The 15,813-nt window shown below is 65.3% G+C and carries 13 protein-coding genes; 2 read left to right on the top strand and 11 right to left on the bottom strand.

Annotated features, from left to right (window positions below; genetic code table 11):
- Positions 1–6 precede the first annotated feature (6 nt).
- Positions 7–1,620: a carboxyl transferase domain-containing protein gene (locus NWF22_RS17620; RefSeq protein ID WP_160902998.1), complete on the bottom strand. Its 1,614-nt coding sequence runs from the start codon at positions 1,618–1,620 to the stop codon at positions 7–9.
- 234 nt (positions 1,621–1,854) lie between these two features.
- On the opposite strand from NWF22_RS17620, the gene NWF22_RS17615 reads away from it, so the two are divergent.
- Positions 1,855–5,436: an indolepyruvate ferredoxin oxidoreductase family protein gene (locus NWF22_RS17615; protein WP_160902997.1), complete on the top strand. Its 3,582-nt coding sequence runs from the start codon at positions 1,855–1,857 to the stop codon at positions 5,434–5,436.
- Positions 5,437–5,548: 112 nt separating this feature from the next.
- Here NWF22_RS17615 and NWF22_RS17610 read toward each other — a convergent pair whose 3' ends face one another.
- The gene (locus NWF22_RS17610) at positions 5,549–6,151 is read right to left on the bottom strand and encodes a TetR/AcrR family transcriptional regulator (protein WP_233751298.1); all 603 of its coding nucleotides are present in this window, start codon (positions 6,149–6,151) and stop codon (positions 5,549–5,551) included.
- Between the two features lie 155 nt (positions 6,152–6,306).
- Between NWF22_RS17610 and NWF22_RS17605 the strand changes: the two genes are divergently transcribed.
- Positions 6,307–7,068 (top strand): NAD(P)-dependent oxidoreductase, encoded by a 762-nt coding sequence (locus NWF22_RS17605; RefSeq protein WP_160902995.1) that lies wholly within the window; start codon positions 6,307–6,309, stop codon positions 7,066–7,068.
- On the opposite strand, the gene NWF22_RS17600 is transcribed toward NWF22_RS17605, so the two are convergent.
- The 9 genes from NWF22_RS17600 to NWF22_RS17560 form a co-directional block, all read right to left on the bottom strand.
- Positions 7,029–8,045 carry a LuxR C-terminal-related transcriptional regulator gene (locus tag NWF22_RS17600; protein WP_160902994.1) on the bottom strand — a complete coding sequence of 339 codons (1,017 nt, stop codon included), beginning with the start codon at positions 8,043–8,045 and terminating at the stop codon, positions 7,029–7,031. The genes NWF22_RS17605 and NWF22_RS17600 overlap by 40 nt on opposite strands.
- Positions 8,046–8,370: 325 nt before the next feature.
- A complete protein-coding gene (locus NWF22_RS17595) occupies positions 8,371–9,252 on the bottom strand; it encodes an alpha/beta fold hydrolase (protein WP_160902993.1) in 882 nt (293 codons plus the stop codon).
- A complete protein-coding gene (locus tag NWF22_RS17590; protein WP_258321194.1) occupies positions 9,249–10,481 on the bottom strand; it encodes an NAD(P)/FAD-dependent oxidoreductase in 1,233 nt (410 codons plus the stop codon). The genes NWF22_RS17595 and NWF22_RS17590 overlap by 4 nt, the downstream gene beginning before the upstream one ends.
- Before the next feature lie 22 nt (positions 10,482–10,503).
- Complete coding sequence (locus NWF22_RS17585) at positions 10,504–11,046, bottom strand: aromatic-ring-hydroxylating dioxygenase subunit beta (RefSeq protein ID WP_160903366.1); 543 nt, start codon at positions 11,044–11,046, stop codon at positions 10,504–10,506.
- Positions 11,047–11,074: 28 nt separating this feature from the next.
- A complete protein-coding gene (locus NWF22_RS17580; RefSeq protein WP_160902991.1) occupies positions 11,075–12,451 on the bottom strand; it encodes an aromatic ring-hydroxylating dioxygenase subunit alpha in 1,377 nt (458 codons plus the stop codon).
- A gap of 28 nt (positions 12,452–12,479) precedes the next feature.
- A complete protein-coding gene (locus tag NWF22_RS17575) occupies positions 12,480–13,337 on the bottom strand; it encodes an alpha/beta fold hydrolase (protein ID WP_160902990.1) in 858 nt (285 codons plus the stop codon).
- Positions 13,338–13,348: 11 nt separating this feature from the next.
- Positions 13,349–14,362 (bottom strand): sugar ABC transporter substrate-binding protein, encoded by a 1,014-nt coding sequence (locus tag NWF22_RS17570; RefSeq protein WP_160902989.1) that lies wholly within the window; start codon positions 14,360–14,362, stop codon positions 13,349–13,351.
- Between the two features lie 30 nt (positions 14,363–14,392).
- A complete protein-coding gene (locus tag NWF22_RS17565) occupies positions 14,393–14,743 on the bottom strand; it encodes a bifunctional 3-phenylpropionate/cinnamic acid dioxygenase ferredoxin subunit (protein ID WP_160902988.1) in 351 nt (116 codons plus the stop codon).
- Positions 14,736–15,800, bottom strand: coding sequence for an ABC transporter permease (locus NWF22_RS17560; RefSeq protein ID WP_160902987.1), 1,065 nt, complete (start codon positions 15,798–15,800; stop codon positions 14,736–14,738). The genes NWF22_RS17565 and NWF22_RS17560 overlap by 8 nt, the downstream gene beginning before the upstream one ends.
- Positions 15,801–15,813 lie beyond the last annotated feature (13 nt).

Below are 15,813 nucleotides of genomic sequence, written 5' to 3'. Positions count from 1 at the left end.
GGTCAATCACATCCGGAAGACGCCGTAGCGGGGTTCGGTCAACGGTGCGTATCGGCAGGTCTCCAAGGCCAGCCCGAGGAGCGTGCGGGTCTGCGCCGGGTCGATGATGCCGTCGTCCCAGAGCCGGGCCGTGGAGTAATAGGCGTCGGACTGCTCCTCGAACTGTTCCCGGATCGGCGCCTTGAAGGCTTCCTCATCGTCGGCCGGCCACTCGTTGCCGGATCGTTCGATCTGGTTGCGGCGCACCGTGGCAAGGGTGTCGGCGGCCTGCGGTCCACCCATCACCGAGATCCGGGCGTTCGGCCACATCCACAGGTAGCGCGGCGAATACGCGCGGCCACACATCGAATAGTTGCCGGCACCGAAGGAACCGCCCACCATCACCGTGAGTTTCGGTACGCGCGCACAGGCCACGGCGTTGACCATCTTGGCGCCGTTCTTGGCGATGCCGCCTTCTTCGTAGGCACGGCCGACCATGAAGCCGGTGATGTTCTGCAGGAACACCAGCGGAATGCGTCGCTGATCGCACAGTTCGATGAAATGCGCCCCCTTGAGCGCGGATTCGCTGAACAGCACGCCGTTGTTGCCGATGAAGCCGACCGGGTGGCCGTGCACGTGGGCGAACGCGGTGACCAGCGTGGTCCCGTAGTTGGCCTTGAACTCGGTGTATTCGCCGCCGTCGCTGATGATCTCGATCACCTCACGCACGTCGTAGGGCGTGCGCGAGTCGGTGGGCACCACGTCGTAGAGGTCGGTCTGCGGCCGCAGCGGTTCGCGGGCCGGCACCGTCTCCCATTGCGGTTGCTCCCGCGGGCCGAGGGTGGCGACGATCTCCCGCACCTTGGCCAGGGCCTGCTCGTCGTTGTCGACGAGGTGATCGGTGACGCCGGAGACCGATGAGTGCATCGCGCCGCCGCCGAGTTCCTCCGCCGTCACATCCTCACCGGTCGCCGCCTTCACCAGCGGTGGGCCGGCCAGGAAGATGGTGCCCTGGTTGCGCACGATCACGGTCTCGTCGCTCATCGCCGGGACGTAGGCGCCACCCGCGGTCGACGACCCGAGCACCGCCGCGATCTGCGGGATACCCGCGGCACTCATCGTGGCCTGGTTGTAGAAGATGCGACCGAAGTGTTCGCGGTCGGGAAACACCTCGTCCTGCTGCAGCAGCATCGCGCCGCCGGAGTCCACGAGGTAGATGCACGGCAGCCGGTTGGCGGCCGCGATCTCTTGTGCGCGCAGGTGCTTCTTCACCGTCATCGGGTAGTAGGTGCCGCCGGAGACGGTCGCATCGTTGGCGATGATCATGCATTCACGCCCGGCGACCCGCCCGACGCCGGCCACCACACCCGCCGACGGCACTCGCCCGTCGTACATGCCGTGGGCGGCGAGCGGCGACACCTCGAGGAACGGCGAACCGACGTCGAGGAGGCGGTCCACGCGGTCGCGAGGAAGGAGTTTGCCGCGGGAGATGTGCCGCTCGCGCGCTTTGTCGCCGCCACCACGACGTGCCTGCGCAAGTCGGTCGCGCAACGTCGCGACATTGGCGACATGCGTGGCCCGCGGACCGGGCGCGTTGCCGTCCACCCGGGGAACCTCGGCATCGAACGTGCTGGTCACCATCGACCTTTCAGTTAGCGGTCATTAACTGAGTTCATCGTACGGCACAACCTGCCGCGTTGTCACGCGTCGATCGATCCGCCATCACATTGTCGCAGCCAACGTGACGTAGCTCACGCCTATTGCGTAGTGTTAAAGGCAGGCCCACCACCCCTCGGGCCGCGACAACCGATGCCCGCAGCACCCCACACCCACGGGTGCGAGCGGACCGATATAAGAAGAAGGCCAGGTAATCCCATGACCCTCGCAGACGACCGCGCGCACCGCCTCGGTGCGCCCACCGACGAGACCGCGACGTTCTCCCCGAGCTCGTCCTCGGCGGCCTCGTTCTCCCTCGACGACCGCTACACGCGCGAAACCGGGACCATCTACCTGACCGGCATCCAGGCGCTGGTCCGCATGGTCCGCGACCGCGCCCGCATCGACCGCCGACAGAATCTGCGTACGGCCTCCTTCATCTCCGGCTACGAAGGTTCTCCGCTGGCCGGCTACGACCTCGAGATCGCCCGGCGGTCGGACTACCTCGAACCGTTCGACATCGTCCACCGCCCCGGACTCAACGAGGAGATCGCCGCGACGTCGGTGATGGGGTCGCAGGTCGCCGGCCAGATCGCAGATCTCTCGCCCGACGCCGAGGGGACGGCTCGTGACGGCGTGGTCGGCTACTGGTACGGCAAGGCTCCCGGCCTCGACCGCGCCACCGACGCCCTACGGCACGCGAACATGATCGGCACCCACCCCTGCGGCGGCGCGGTGGCCCTCGTCGGCGACGACCCGGGCGCGAAGAGCTCCACCATCCCGTGCGCGTCGGAGATGGCGCTGGCCGACTTGTACATGCCGATCCTGTACCCCGCCGACTCTCAGGACATCCTCGATCTCGGTGTGCACGCCGCGGTGATGAGCCGGATCAGCGGCTTGTGGACGTCGATGAAGATCTCCGCGCACGTCGCCGACGGCGCATCCACCGCCGAGGTCGACCCCAACCGGATCATGCCGGTCTACGGCGACCTGGGCCGCAGCCCGCATGTCCCGAGTGGACGGCTGCTGGGCGCCAGCCTGATGGAGTTGGAGCAGAATCAGCTCACCACCCGCATTCCGCGGGCGCTGCAGTATGCCCGGCTCAACGGACTCAACCGGATCGTCACCTCGAGCCCGGACGACCGGATCGGCATCGTCGCCGCCGGCAAGACCTACCTCGATCTACGGGAGTCGTTGCGGCTCATCGGCATCGACGACGCGCAGCTCAATCGACTGGGTATCCGCATCCTCAAACTCGGCATGGTCTACCCGCTCGACCGCGACATCCTCGACCGGTTCATGTTCGACACTGCCACCGGCGACCTCGACGAGGTGATCGTGGTGGAGGAAAAGCGCGACTTCATCGAGACGATGATGCGCGACATCCTGTTCCGCCATCCGCGCGCCCCACGCATCGTCGGCAAGACCAACGAGGACGGTTCGACACTCTTCTCGAGGTTCGGCGAACTCGACGTGGATGCGGTGTCACGGGGGCTGGCCACCCGGCTGGCGCATCACCATCATGTCGATGCGGCACAGGACTGGCTCGAACGGAAATCCAGGCGGCGCGGCCGAATCGAGCTTCCGCTGGCCGTCCGCACACCGTACTTCTGCTCCGGCTGCCCGCACAACAGTTCCACCAAGGTCTCCGATGACACGCTCGTGGGCGCGGGCATCGGCTGCCACGCGATGGTGCTGTTGATGGATGAACGTCAGGTCGGCGACATCGCCGGCGTCACCCAGATGGGCGGCGAGGGTGCGCAGTGGATCGGCATGGCTCCGTTCGTGACCGCGAATCACTTCGTGCAGAACGTCGGCGACGGTACCTTCATGCATTCCGGCTCGCTGGCGCTGCGCGCCGCGGTCGCCTCCGGCGAGAACATCACCTACAAGCTGCTCTACAACGGCACGGTCGCCATGACCGGCGGCCAGGATCCGGTGGGCGCGATGAGCTTGCCGCGATTGACGTCATTGTTGCTCGACGAGGGGGTGTCCCGGATCGTCGTCACCTCCGACGATGTGGCTCGGACCAAGGCGCTCGGACTGCCCAAAGACGTCACGATCCGCCACCGCGACGACATGCTCGACGTGCAGACCGAACTGGCCGCCGTCCCCGGCGTCACCGTGCTCGTGCACGACCAGCATTGCGCCGCCGAGAAGCGTCGCAAGCGCAAGCGCGGCACCATGAGTACGCCGAACCAGCGCGTGATGATCAACGAACGCATCTGCGAGGGCTGTGGTGATTGCGGCGAGAAGTCCAACTGCCTGTCGGTGCATCCGGTGGACACCGAGTTCGGCCGCAAGACCCACATCGACCAGAGTTCGTGCAACCTCGACTTCTCATGTCTGAAGGGTGATTGCCCGTCGTTTGTCACCGTGACGCCGGGTACCGGGCGGCAGCGCCGCCGCGCCGAGGACATCGCCGCGTCGCTGATGCCCACCCCGTCGGTACCCGCCGTGCGCGATTCATTCGCGATCCGGGTGACCGGTATCGGTGGCACCGGCGTCGTCACCGTGTCCCAGGTCTTGGCCACCGCCGCGGTGCTCGACGGAAACGCCGCACGCACCGTCGACATGACGGGTCTGGCCCAGAAGGGTGGTGCGGTGGTCAGCGATGTGAAGATCACCCCGGAGATCGTGGAGCAGGCCGGAAAGGTGGCCTCCGACGATTGCAGCCTGTACCTGGTGTGCGACCCGCTCGTGGGCACCGATCCGGTGAATCTGAAGGTCGCCGATGTCGACAAGACGGTCGCCGTGGTGTCGACCACCAAGATCCCGACCGGCGCGATGGTCATCGACACCACCGTCGGCTTCCCGGCGGACGCCCAGGTGCATTCGGCGATCGATGACAAGGTCCGTCGCGCGGTCTATCTCGATCCCGGGGAGCTGTCGACGGATCTGTTCGGCGACGAACAGTACGCCAACATGCTCATGGTGGGTGCGGCCTATCAGGCCGGGGCCTTGTCGATCTCGGCCGAGTCGATCGAGCACGCCATCGAGCTCAACGGCGTCGCAGTGGAGGCCAACATCCAGGCCTTCCGTCGTGGACGTCAGGTGGTGGACGACCCGGACGCGGTGGCGCACACGCTCACCGGCCTGCACGGGGCAGCGGCCACCGGCGACATCGAGCCGTCCGAGTACGCGCGGTCCGTGGTGGCCGCCATCGACTCACTCGACGCCGACCTCGCTCGCACCATCGCGATCCGCTATGACGAGCTGATCGCCTACGCCGACGAGCGTTATGCGCGTGAGTACCTCGAGTTCGTGACCCGGGTTCATCACGCCGGCCACGGTGCTGAGTTCACCGATGCGGTTGCCCGCAACCTGTACAAGCTGATGGCCTACAAGGACGAGTACGAAGTGGCCCGGTTGACCCAGGATCCCACATTCGCGGCCCAGATCGCCGAGCAGTTCGGCGACGACGCGCACGTCGCGGTGCGTCTGCATCCGCCGACGCTGCGCAGCATGGGGATGAAGGAGAAGCTGTCGCTCGGCGCCTGGGCCGACCGGCCGTTGTCGGCGCTGGCGACGATGAAGCGCCTGCGCGGCACCAAGCTCGACCCCTTCGGCCACAACGAGATCCGTCGGACCGAGCGCACATTGATCGGCGAATACCGGGAGCTCGTCGAAGATCTCCTCGGCGGGCTGGCCGACGGCCGGGTGAACGCCGACCGGCTGGGCTCGGCCGTGGAGTTGGCCGGCCTGCCCGACATGATCCGCGGCTACGAGAGCATCAAGATGGCCAACGTCGCGCGCTACCGCGAGGAGGTCGCGCGCCGACGGCAGGCGCTCGGCATCTGAGGGCGCAGCGGGCCCTCCGCTTGCGCAACCGCGCACCAGTCCCGCTCGCGCGCATGTCGCGACGTGCGCGCGAGCGGATCGAATGCGCGCAGACCGGCCGTCCCGGCGGCCCTTACTCCCAGAGGGTGCGGTTGCGCTCCAATCCGTCGAGCACCACGTCGAGTCCGATGCCGAACTCATCGGCGTACGAATAGCCCGGCTGCATGACGTGCGCCGTGGTCAACTCGGTGAGATGCGGGAGATCGGTCGGGTCGATACCTGACTGGATCGACTCCGCGACCTCCCGTGTGTCGGCTTCGTCGGTGGAGTCGAACGGCATGGTCGTCTCCTGCAGCACGAATCCGTACAGATAGCTGTCCAGCAGGGAGAATGCATGGGCCGCACCGCCGATCGTGAAGCCGGCTCCGCGCAACACCCCGATCACGGCATCGTGATGCCGGAGCGTCTCCGGGCCGGGGTCGCGCCGGGAATCCATCAGTCCCAGTGCCCACGGGTGCCGCACCAGTGCGTCGCGCGCGGACTCGGTGCGCACCCGCAACGCCTCCCGCCATGCCACGCCCGTCGGGATCTCGATCTCCGCGAAGACATGGTCGACCATGATGTCGAGGATCCCGTCCTTGTTGCGGACGTGGTGATAGAGCGACATCGCCTCGACACCGAGTTGCTGGGCGATCTTGCGCATCGTGACCGCGCCGATCCCGCCCTCATCGGCCATCTGCACTGCGGTTGACACCACCGCGGTGCGGGTCACCGGCTTGCGTTCGGCCTGTCGTGTTGTCGCCACTTTCCCTCCTCCTCTGGACATCACTTCACCTTACCGCGTAAGGTGAACTTACATCGTAAGGTACCGCTGATCGAGAGGACCGCACCATGGCCACCGACCACAATCCCAATCCCCCTGCCGAACACCCGCTACGGATCTGCATCGTCGGCGCCTCCGGCAAGCTCGGGCGCTACATGATTCAGCACTGCCTGGATCGCGGCTACCAGGTGGTCGGCGTGTGCCGACCGGAGAGCGTGTCGAAACTCGACGACGTCGCCGACCGCATCGAGATCATTCCCGGGCGCACCGACGACCGCGAGACGATCGCCCGGGCCGTCGCCGGCTGTGACGGCGTGTTGACCGTGCTGGCGCCGTGGGGTGTGCACGACTACTCCTCGGGCACCGCCAGAGCCGTGCTGGATCACGCCGAACCGGACGCCCGGCTCATCTTCTCCTGCGGCTGGCACATCTCCCGCGACGGCCTCGATCGGTATTCGTGGCGTCTGCGCTACCTGGTGCCCATCGTCAGCACGCTTGCCCGATGGGCGCGGTTCGTCGACATCGACGACCAGGTCCGCGCCACCCGGCTCATCTTCGACTCCGACACCCGATGGACCGTGGTGCGCGGCAGCGACCTCGAGGAAGGCGAGAGCCAAGGCCTGCCGGTGTGGAGCCGGCACGTCGGCGATCCGATCCTCGCGAGCAACCGGACGCGTCGCATCGACTTCGCGTTGTTCATGGTCGCCGCCTTGACCGACGACACGCTGGTGCGCGAAGCGCCGGCGATCAACGGATGTGCGACAGAATCGGCGCGGGCCTGCGCAGCCGATCAGCCCCGGGTGGAGTCCGAACGTGCCGACATGCCGTGATAGACGCGGGTCAGGTGCACCCGGCTGCTGATGTCGAGCTTGCCGTAGATGTTCTTCACGTGCTGCCGCACCGTGTGCAGACTGAGCACGAGTTCATCGGCGATCTCCCGATCGGTGAATCCGGCTGCGACGAGTCCGGCGACGTCGTACTCGCGTGTCGACAGAACATCGAGACCGGCGACGCCGGGACGGTCGCGCGACGACTCGAGCTCGAGTTCGAAGAGCTGGGCGCCGGGCTCACCGGGTACCGGACGCGACGTGCATTCCAGGACGTCCTTGACTCCGCTCCGCATCCGCACCAGGTAGGAGCGATGAACCACGGAGCCGGCGCCACCGACATCACGCAGGAGGCGGTACAGGATGTCCTGCCCCTCATGCAGGTCCTGGAGCAACTCGGTGGCCCCACGGCTGATCGCCGGTTCGATTGTGTTGGCCGCGAAATACACCACTGCGGCCGAGGTCGTTTCCATCGCGAGTTGGTACACCTCGAGTTGGTGCTGCAGGTCCTGGCGCGTACGCAACGTGGTGACCGCGCTACCGACAGTCTGAGCAATCGCGGACGCCATCCTGATGTCGTCGGTCTCGACCTTCATTCCCACCGAATCCGACGCGAAGTCCACCGTCCCGATGATCGAACCGTGATCCAGGATCGGCGCCTTGACGACGTGGACCATGTTCTCGAGGCAGTCGACGCGCTGGTAGACCTCGGAACGGCGCCATTCGGCCAATGACTGGTCTGCCAGGTTGTACACCGGAACCGAGTTCGCCAACAACGACCGCAGTTCTCCGTCCACTTGACGACCGCAGCGCTCGTAGGTCGCCATGAAGCGATCACTGACATTGCGCGAGTCGTACCAGTCCGGTGACGGCCCCTTGTCACCGAACAGGTAGATGGCGCTCATCGGTAGGTCCATCACCGCGCCGATTCCATCGAAATAGGTGGCGCTGAGCTCATCGAGATCGTCGGCTTCGGCCATGGACGCACTCAACCCGATCAGTGCTGCATATCGTGTGCCCACATCCGGCGAATAGCGATCAACGCCCCCGCACGAAGTTGTGGTCGGCAGAACTTTTGATGGTGGTCTCATCCCGAGAAAGACTCCGTCTCGATTGCTGTCCGGTTGACCGCGATTGCGCGGGACATCGAATCGCTCACTCCAGACGGAATTCGCCGGGGCGCGACATGGCCGACCGTCCTTGCACGGCCGGAGCGTACGGTGTCCCCCGACCGATTGCGTGTTCCCACTTTATTGCGTGGGGACGCGCCCCGCTGACCACGAGTTCCGCATCACATCTGAGGCATCATCGATGACTCTCACGCCGCAGATGGGAGAGCACTGCGTCCACGAACGCATCCGGACGCTCGAACGGCGGCCAGTGCCCGCACCTGCCGAGCAACCGGATGTCGGCGTGGGCGATATACGACCCGATTGCGAGTGCCTGCTCGTAGGGCACCATCCGGTCGTTTCGACCATGAACCACGGTGACCGGCAATTCCAGCTCGGCGAGCGCTGCCATGTTGCTGTGCGGAACACTCACCGAGGCCCGGTCGGCCAGGCCATGATCCGCACGCAACCGCCGCAGGTCAATCATCTCGCGCACGATGTCGTCGGTGACGAGGCGCTCGTCATACCACAACGCGCGCAGCATCCTCCGTAACCGATCGGTGCTGTCGGGGTCCTCGTCGAGTTCCGTCGACAGCCGCCACACCTCGGAAGGAAACGGCGAGAGCAGGTAGGGGTCGCCACCAGTGGATGCGTGACACGCACCCACCACAAGGGAGTCGACGCGACCAGGATGAGCGAGAGCCAGGTCGATCGCCGTCGTCGCGCCCATCGACGAGCCGATCACCGGGGCGTGTTCGATGTCGAGGTGGTCCATCACCGCGAGTACGCCGCGCACAGCGACGTCGTGCACGGGTTCGTGATACTCGACGGGACCGGTGAGCCCATAGTTCGGCAGTTCCACCACAACGCAGCGATACCTGTCTGCCAGTGCATCGCACACGGCCCGGTACGCGAGTGACGCGGTCGCCCCGGGCCTCGGCCCCCACGCACCGATCATCACCAGCACCGGGCCGGTTCCACGGTCGTGGTAACCGACGGTCATCTCGCTGGTCGACACGAAGCGCAACCATGTGGGGTCGACGAGCCGCGCGGGCAGTTCTGTCACGGAGGTGGTCATGCGGCCACCTTCTTCACCAGCGCACGCAGATCGGCACCGGTGTCGGCGATCTCCGCGTCGGTGACGTCCACGCCGCGGTCCATCAGCATCATCGCTGCCCGTACGTCTCGTGGCATATTGACACCCACGGCACCGATCACCCGGCCATTGCGGACATAGAACCAGCTGACCGAGTCCTCGGTGTGCTCGCGCGTCACGATCGTGGCCGTCTCGTCGATGTGACCGGCCATCTGCACATTCAGACCGAGATGGTCGGACCAGTACCACGGGACCTGCCGATAGGCCGCCGTGTCACCCATCATCGCCCCCGCCACGAACTGGCCCTGGTTCTGCGCGTTGAGCCACATGCCGTAGCGGACGCGACCACCGACGAAGGGATCGACGAAGTTGGCCACGTCGCCTGCCGCGAATATGCCGGGTACCTCGGTTTCGAGTCTCGCGTCGACGGACAGTCCGTGCCGGGTGTCGAATTGTGTGGGATCGAGGAAATCCAGTGCGGGTCGCTGACCTATCGCCGTCAGGACGACGTCGGCCGGTAGCGTCCGTCCGTCATCGAGGATGGCCCCGCGCACCCGGTCAGTCCCTTCGAACCCGACCACCGAGACCCCGGCGATCAGATCGAAATCCGCCTCGCGATAGCGCGATCGGAGGTGGGCGGCGGCGTGGCCGCCCACCGCACCGGTCAACGGGTGTCGCGACCGGCACAACCAAACGACGTCGTTGCCGAGCGCCGCCGCGGCTGATGCCGCCTCCACTGCCAGCAGACCTCCACCGACGACCACCACCTTTGCCCGGCCCCGCCGCAACCGGTCACCAACGACGTCGCAGTCATCCGCCGTGCGCAGCGAATGAATCCCGGCCAGATTCGCGCCGGGGACCTCGAGGGTGCGGCATACACCGCCCGTGGCCAGCAGCACCTTGTCGGCGACGATGTCGATCCCGCTGTTGAGCCGGACCGAACCCGCTGCCGTGTCGACCGCGGTCACCGGATCGTCCAACACGAGGTGGACCGCCAGCTCCATCCAGGAATCCCACTCCCGAAGCGTCGTGGAGAACAGCGAACGCGACCCCTGTAGACACTCCTTGGACAGGGGCGGCCGTTCGTAGGGCAGCCGCCCCTCGTCGCCGACGAGGAAGATCCGATCGTCGAAACCCCTCGCCCGCAGCGATTCTGCCGCACGAGCGCCGGCCATACCAGCGCCGACGATCACGTACGATCTCTTGTTCACCACGTCGCCTCACCCTTCGATGTCAGAAGAAAACACTCAGGTTCTTCGCCAGAATCAGGTTCTGGTCGAGCAGGATGATGCGATCGGCGATGCGGAAGCTCCCGTCCACCAACCGCAGCACATCCCGACGTTCACCTGCCCACAGATCGACTTCGGCTTCCAACCGGTTGCGATAGATGAAGAAGTTCGACCGGACGAAGTACTCGCCCTCCGCATCGGCTCGCTGGACGCGGACATTTGTCACCAGATGCCGTGAGCGCGAGGGTGGATCCTCGGCCCAGTGCATGCCGCTCTCCAATTGCTCGATCCGCATCTCCAGCGAGGCTTTGTCGTCGTCGAAGTGCGCGACCTCCAATCCGTTGAGGTCGTCTGCCTCGTCGGTCTTGCGCTGGCGACGTAGCCGGTTGCGCCGAATGGGCATCCGATAGTGCGCATCGTCAGTGAACAGATCGAACCAGGTCCGCCACTGCCACTCATCGATCAACTCGGCCTCGGCGTACAAGAACTGCTCCACAGCATGCTGCTCATCGATGCTGACCGACGTCATCCCCAATGACCGGAACATCGGCGCCGATCGTTGCTTCGTCGACTGCTCACCTGTTGTCAGCATTGGCCACTCCCTTCATGATGGCGGCTGCACGTGGACCGATACCGGCGCCCATCGCGGTGGCCTCGTGCTCGTGTCGCTCTGGTTCCACCGCAGGAGCGACAGGCCACTCCTCACTGGTCATGAATTCGAGCCAGCGACGATAGAACGTGCGCTGCGGCCCCTCGCCGAAGTAGTTGCGCAGGACCCGGCCCGGGTACACCGGGTCGTGGTCGGTCTCGTGGCCGTGGCCCATCTGGTAGTTCCACGCCATCTTCCGCGTTTGCGTTCCCCGGTCCAGCATCTGTCCGATGAGATCCCAGTTCTCCCCGTCGTCTGTCTCGACGACACCGGCGGCGCCCTCCGTGAATGCGGCCGAGGTCCGTTGGGCGCGCTTGACCTCCTCCGGGGCGTCGGCATCGACGATCGTCCACGACCAGATCTCGAACTCGTTAGGGCCCTTCGGATGCCACACACGGAGGTTGGCCGAACCGGGCAGCCCGGACAGGTTGGGAAAGACCGTGAAGTTGCCGACCGTGTTCGCGCGGTCCTCACCCAAGCGCTCGAGGCGGGCGTCGAACTGGTCGCTGTTGTATCGCCCGAGCGGATCGTCGGCGAACCGCGTCATCCGGTCGAAGATCATCGAGTACCCGTGGCCCTGGCGGGAGGCGAACTCGATCCCCTGGATGTCGCGCAGGAAGCCCGGATCAAACGTACCCAGCGACGAGGCGTGGGTGATGATCGCGTGATAGCCATCTCCACCGAACTGTTCGGCACCGAGCTTCCAGTTGCCGTGAATCGTCCATTTGATGACGCCCGGCAGCATCTCGATGCCACCCGGGGTCCGGTCGACCCAGCTGTCGATGTAGTACGTCATATCGCCGAGAAAGTCCGTCAGCGGCACCGCATTCTCGTCGAAGGTGGCGAACCACATGCCCTTGTACTGGTCGATCTGGGCGACCTCAACCAAACCCCAGCGCTTCTGATCGAGGTCGTTGAAGTACGCCGTATCCAGGTTCGGCACATTGATCAGTTCGCCGGCGGTGTTGTAGGTCCAGCCGTGATACGTGCACATGAAATTCCGGGCATTGCCATCCTCGGCGCGGCAGATCTTCATGCCGCGATGTCGACATGCGTTCAGGAAGACGCGCACGCTTCCGTCCTTCTGGCGGATCGCCAGCACGGGATCGCCACCCATGTAGGTGTTCACGAAGTCACCCGGCTTCGGCAGCATCGAGTCATGGGCGATGAACAGCCATGCTCGCCCGAACACCTGCTCGAGTTCTCGTCGATAGATGTCGTCGTTGATGAAGATCTCCGGACCGATGAGACCGTTCTCCCAGTCCACCAGCTCCTGCAGCTGGTCATTGATGTCGCGCGTCATGATTCTTCTCTCTGTGAATGGAATCGGTTCAGGAATCGAGGAAAGCCGTCGCCACGGCAGCGAACTCGTCGGGCCGCTGCTCCTCCATGTGATGCGCCCCGTCGGCCATCACATAGACCGAACCGTCCGCTACCTGTCGGCTGAGTTCGAGGGCGTACTCGGGCACCGCGAAGGCATCGGAGTCGCCCCACAGGAACAGCGTCGGGGACGTCACGAGCGGCAGATGCGCACTGAGATCCTGCGGGATCCCGCGGCCGCCCTCGGCCGTCCAATCGGAACCGAGTTCGAGGAGGTCAGGCATCAGGCTCAGTTCCCACCGCAGGTCGAAGGTCCAACGGGGGATGTCGTCGCCGCCCTTCCATTCGAGCTCGGCCATGATGTCGAACAGCTTCTCCTTTGTCGGGCCCCCGTCGGCGTAGTAGCGGCCCCAGGCCTCACGTCCGAAGCGGCCGAGTTCCGGGGTGAGCGGCTGCGCACCCGGCACCGGTTCACTACCGGTGACGATCAACCGGCCGACCAGCTCGGGACGTTCGGCCGCAAGCGCGATGGCGGTGGAGCCGCCGACAGAGTTGCAGACGAAGTCGGCCTGCTCGATTCCGATCGCGTCCAGCGCCTTGCCGATGACCCCTGCGTGGTAACTCCAGCGTGGGGCGCGGAACGGTTCTTTGCTGGAGCGCCCGTAGTGCAACATGTCCATCAACAGCACGCGCCGGGATTCCGCGAATGTTTCTGCCACGGTGCCGAAGTCGGTCCAACTCGAGCAGCCCGGGCCGCCGCCGTGCAGAAAGACCGTCGGCCGGCCGGTCCCCATGTCGATGTAATGGATCAGGTGATCCCCCGCGCGGACCTGCTTGCCTTCGGGTTCGGTCAACTGGATATCTCGCATGTTCTTCTCTCTCAATTATTTCCGTCGGTCTCCACGAGCGGGAGGTCATCCAGCGAGCAATCGCGGTCGGCCGGCGCCACGTAATCGGTGATCGTCTCGCCGTCGACGATGGTCCCTGCGACCACGTACTCGGGCTGAGCTGTCCCGTCGATCGCATCGCGGGCGGCGGCGACCATCGCCCAGCCGGTGCACACCGGATCGGTGTCGATGGTGGCAGAGATGGTGCCGTTGCGGACCGCGGCGATGGCCGCCTCGTCTCCGTTGTTGCCCGTCACCACGATGCCCTCCGGGTTGCTCGGCGAATATGCCGTCAGACCCCGGGCTTGCATGGCGGAACCGATACCGAGTGCCGAACCGTCGTTGTAGGACCAGAACCCGTCGATCGAGGGATTCGCCGACAGCATGTCCTGTGCAAGCGCTGATGCACTGGCCGACGTGTCTGCGGTGTTGTCCTGTCGAACAACGATATTGAGACCCTTGTTCTCAGCCGCCTCAGTGAAGCAGTCGGTCATGGTGACGATCGATGGCGCCGGCGGGCCGGACATGATCGCGATCGTGCCGTTCGGTTTGGCTTCGGCGTAGTAGTCGGCGAGCCGATCGATGACACCACCCGGCTCACAGGTGGTGCTCTCCGTCCACACCGAGGCGTCCACACCGGTACCGCCCGAATTGATCCCGATGACGGGGATGCCGGCGGCGTCTGCACGAGAATAGGCACCCGAAATCGCCCCCTCGTCCAGCGCCCATGCACCGATCGCCGAGGCCGGACGGTCGACCATTGTCTGGAGGTTCGACACCTGCGTGTCGGGCGACAGGTTCGCATCGTAGACTTGCGCTTCCCAACCCAGCTCTTGCGCAGCGGCTTCCACACCCTCGGCCGTGAACTTCTGCCCTTCCTGCGAGAGCACCGGGGAGGAGAACCCGAAGAACTCGCTGCCGGAATCAGAGCTGCCGCCGCACGCGACCACGCCGACTCCGAGAGTGGCGGCCAACGCTGCCGTGACCAATGGTTTGGTGATCTTCATCGTGGTGTCTTTCCTTCTGTCACTCAATGGTCAGAGCCGGGATTCCGCGATGACGCATCGTTGCGTCGCCGCCACCTGGATCTGGTCGTCATGTACGCGAACCGAATACGTACCGACGGGTTCTGTGGCCGGAGCGGTCAATGCTGCGCCCGTCTTCACCGAGAAGGCCGCGTAGTGCAATTCGCACTCGACGGTGTCACCGTCGACATATCCCTCGGCTAGCGAGTACTCGGCGTGCGAGCACGTGTCGTCGATCGCGAAATATTCTCCGTCGATGTTGAACACGGCGATCGGCGGACAGGTACCCGGAACTTTGAGTCCGGTACCAGGTTCGAGGTCAGCGGTGCTGCAGGCGCTAATCCATGTGTCGGTGTCAGACACTGGTCGTCACCCCCGTCTGGCGTGTCGAGAGCACACGTTGCATCCGTGCAAAACCGCCCGAACTCCGAGCAACGCCGACGCCCACCGCAGCGATGAGCAGCACGCCGTTGACTGCCTGTCGCCAGAAGCTGGAGATGTCGGCCAATGTCATGACGTTCTGCACCACACCGAGAAACAGCACGCCGATCACGGTGCCCCAGATGCTGCCCTTGCCACCCTTGAACGATGTGCCGCCGATCAGGACTGCCGCGAGGACGCCGTTCAACAACGCCGGATCGACCTGGGGGGACGCACCTGTCAATCGCCCCACCTGCACGATCGCGGCCACGCCGGCGGACAGCCCGGCCAGCGCGTACACCCCGGTCCTGACGTTCTTGACGTTGATGCCGTTGAGCCGCGCGGCGTCGGCATTGGAGCCCACGGCGAACACCGCTCGTCCGAAACGCGTGTAGCCCAGCACACCCGCAGCGACGAGAACCAGCGCGATGTCGAAGAGAAGGATGATCGGGATCGAACCGATACGACCGGTGGCAAAGGTGTTGACTGCGCTGAAAGCCGGGATGTCGAACACGTTGACGGTGGAGCCGTCGTCGGCCAGTAGCGCGATGCTGGCGGCGATGGACGCCATGCCGAGGGTGACGACGAGAAATGAGATGTTCGCTCGCGCTACCAGGATGCCGTTGATGACGCCGAGAACTGCCCCGCTGGCCAGCGCCCCGGCGATGCAGAGCAGCGCGGGTGCGCCTGACTGGAGCAGAAGGCCGAAGCCCATGCCTGCCGCAGCGGTCATGGAGACGATCGACAGATCGATCCCGCCGGCGATGATGACGAATGTCGACCCGAGAGCCAACGACAACGCCACGCTGTTGGCACCGACGATGTTCATCAGGTTGGACCAGGTCAGGAAGCTCGACTGACTGATCGCCGCAACCACGACCAGGACGGCGAATGCCACCAGGACGCCACCGGTGTCACCCAGGTGTGGCATCGATGGTCTACTGCGCTGCGTGATCGGCGAATCCCCGGCGACATCCGGGCGTTGCTCGAGTGTGGTCACATCATTCTCCTCG

Origin of the sequence: Gordonia mangrovi, from assembly GCF_024734075.1 — a bacterium.
Classification (GTDB): Bacteria; Actinomycetota; Actinomycetes; order Mycobacteriales; family Mycobacteriaceae; genus Gordonia; species Gordonia mangrovi.
This window is presented reverse-complemented; position numbering and strand designations above follow the sequence as displayed.

Excerpts from the sequence above, each read along its gene's own strand:
- NWF22_RS17605 (WP_160902995.1), top strand. The coding sequence starts at position 6,307 with ATGGCCACCGACCACAATCCCAATCCCCCTGCCGAACACCCGCTACGG.
- NWF22_RS17580 (WP_160902991.1), bottom strand. The coding sequence starts at position 12,451 with ATGACGCGCGACATCAATGACCAGCTGCAGGAGCTGGTGGACTGGGAG.
- NWF22_RS17585 (WP_160903366.1), bottom strand. The coding sequence starts at position 11,046 with ATGTTCCGGTCATTGGGGATGACGTCGGTCAGCATCGATGAGCAGCAT.
- NWF22_RS17600 (WP_160902994.1), bottom strand. The coding sequence starts at position 8,045 with ATGGCCGAAGCCGACGATCTCGATGAGCTCAGCGCCACCTATTTCGAT.
- NWF22_RS17595 (WP_160902993.1), bottom strand. The coding sequence starts at position 9,252 with ATGACCACCTCCGTGACAGAACTGCCCGCGCGGCTCGTCGACCCCACA.
- NWF22_RS17615 (WP_160902997.1), top strand. The coding sequence starts at position 1,855 with ATGACCCTCGCAGACGACCGCGCGCACCGCCTCGGTGCGCCCACCGAC.
- NWF22_RS17570 (WP_160902989.1), bottom strand. The coding sequence starts at position 14,362 with ATGAAGATCACCAAACCATTGGTCACGGCAGCGTTGGCCGCCACTCTC.
- NWF22_RS17610 (WP_233751298.1), bottom strand. The coding sequence starts at position 6,151 with ATGGCCGATGAGGGCGGGATCGGCGCGGTCACGATGCGCAAGATCGCC.
- NWF22_RS17620 (WP_160902998.1), bottom strand. The coding sequence starts at position 1,620 with ATGGTGACCAGCACGTTCGATGCCGAGGTTCCCCGGGTGGACGGCAAC.
- NWF22_RS17575 (WP_160902990.1), bottom strand. The coding sequence starts at position 13,337 with ATGCGAGATATCCAGTTGACCGAACCCGAAGGCAAGCAGGTCCGCGCG.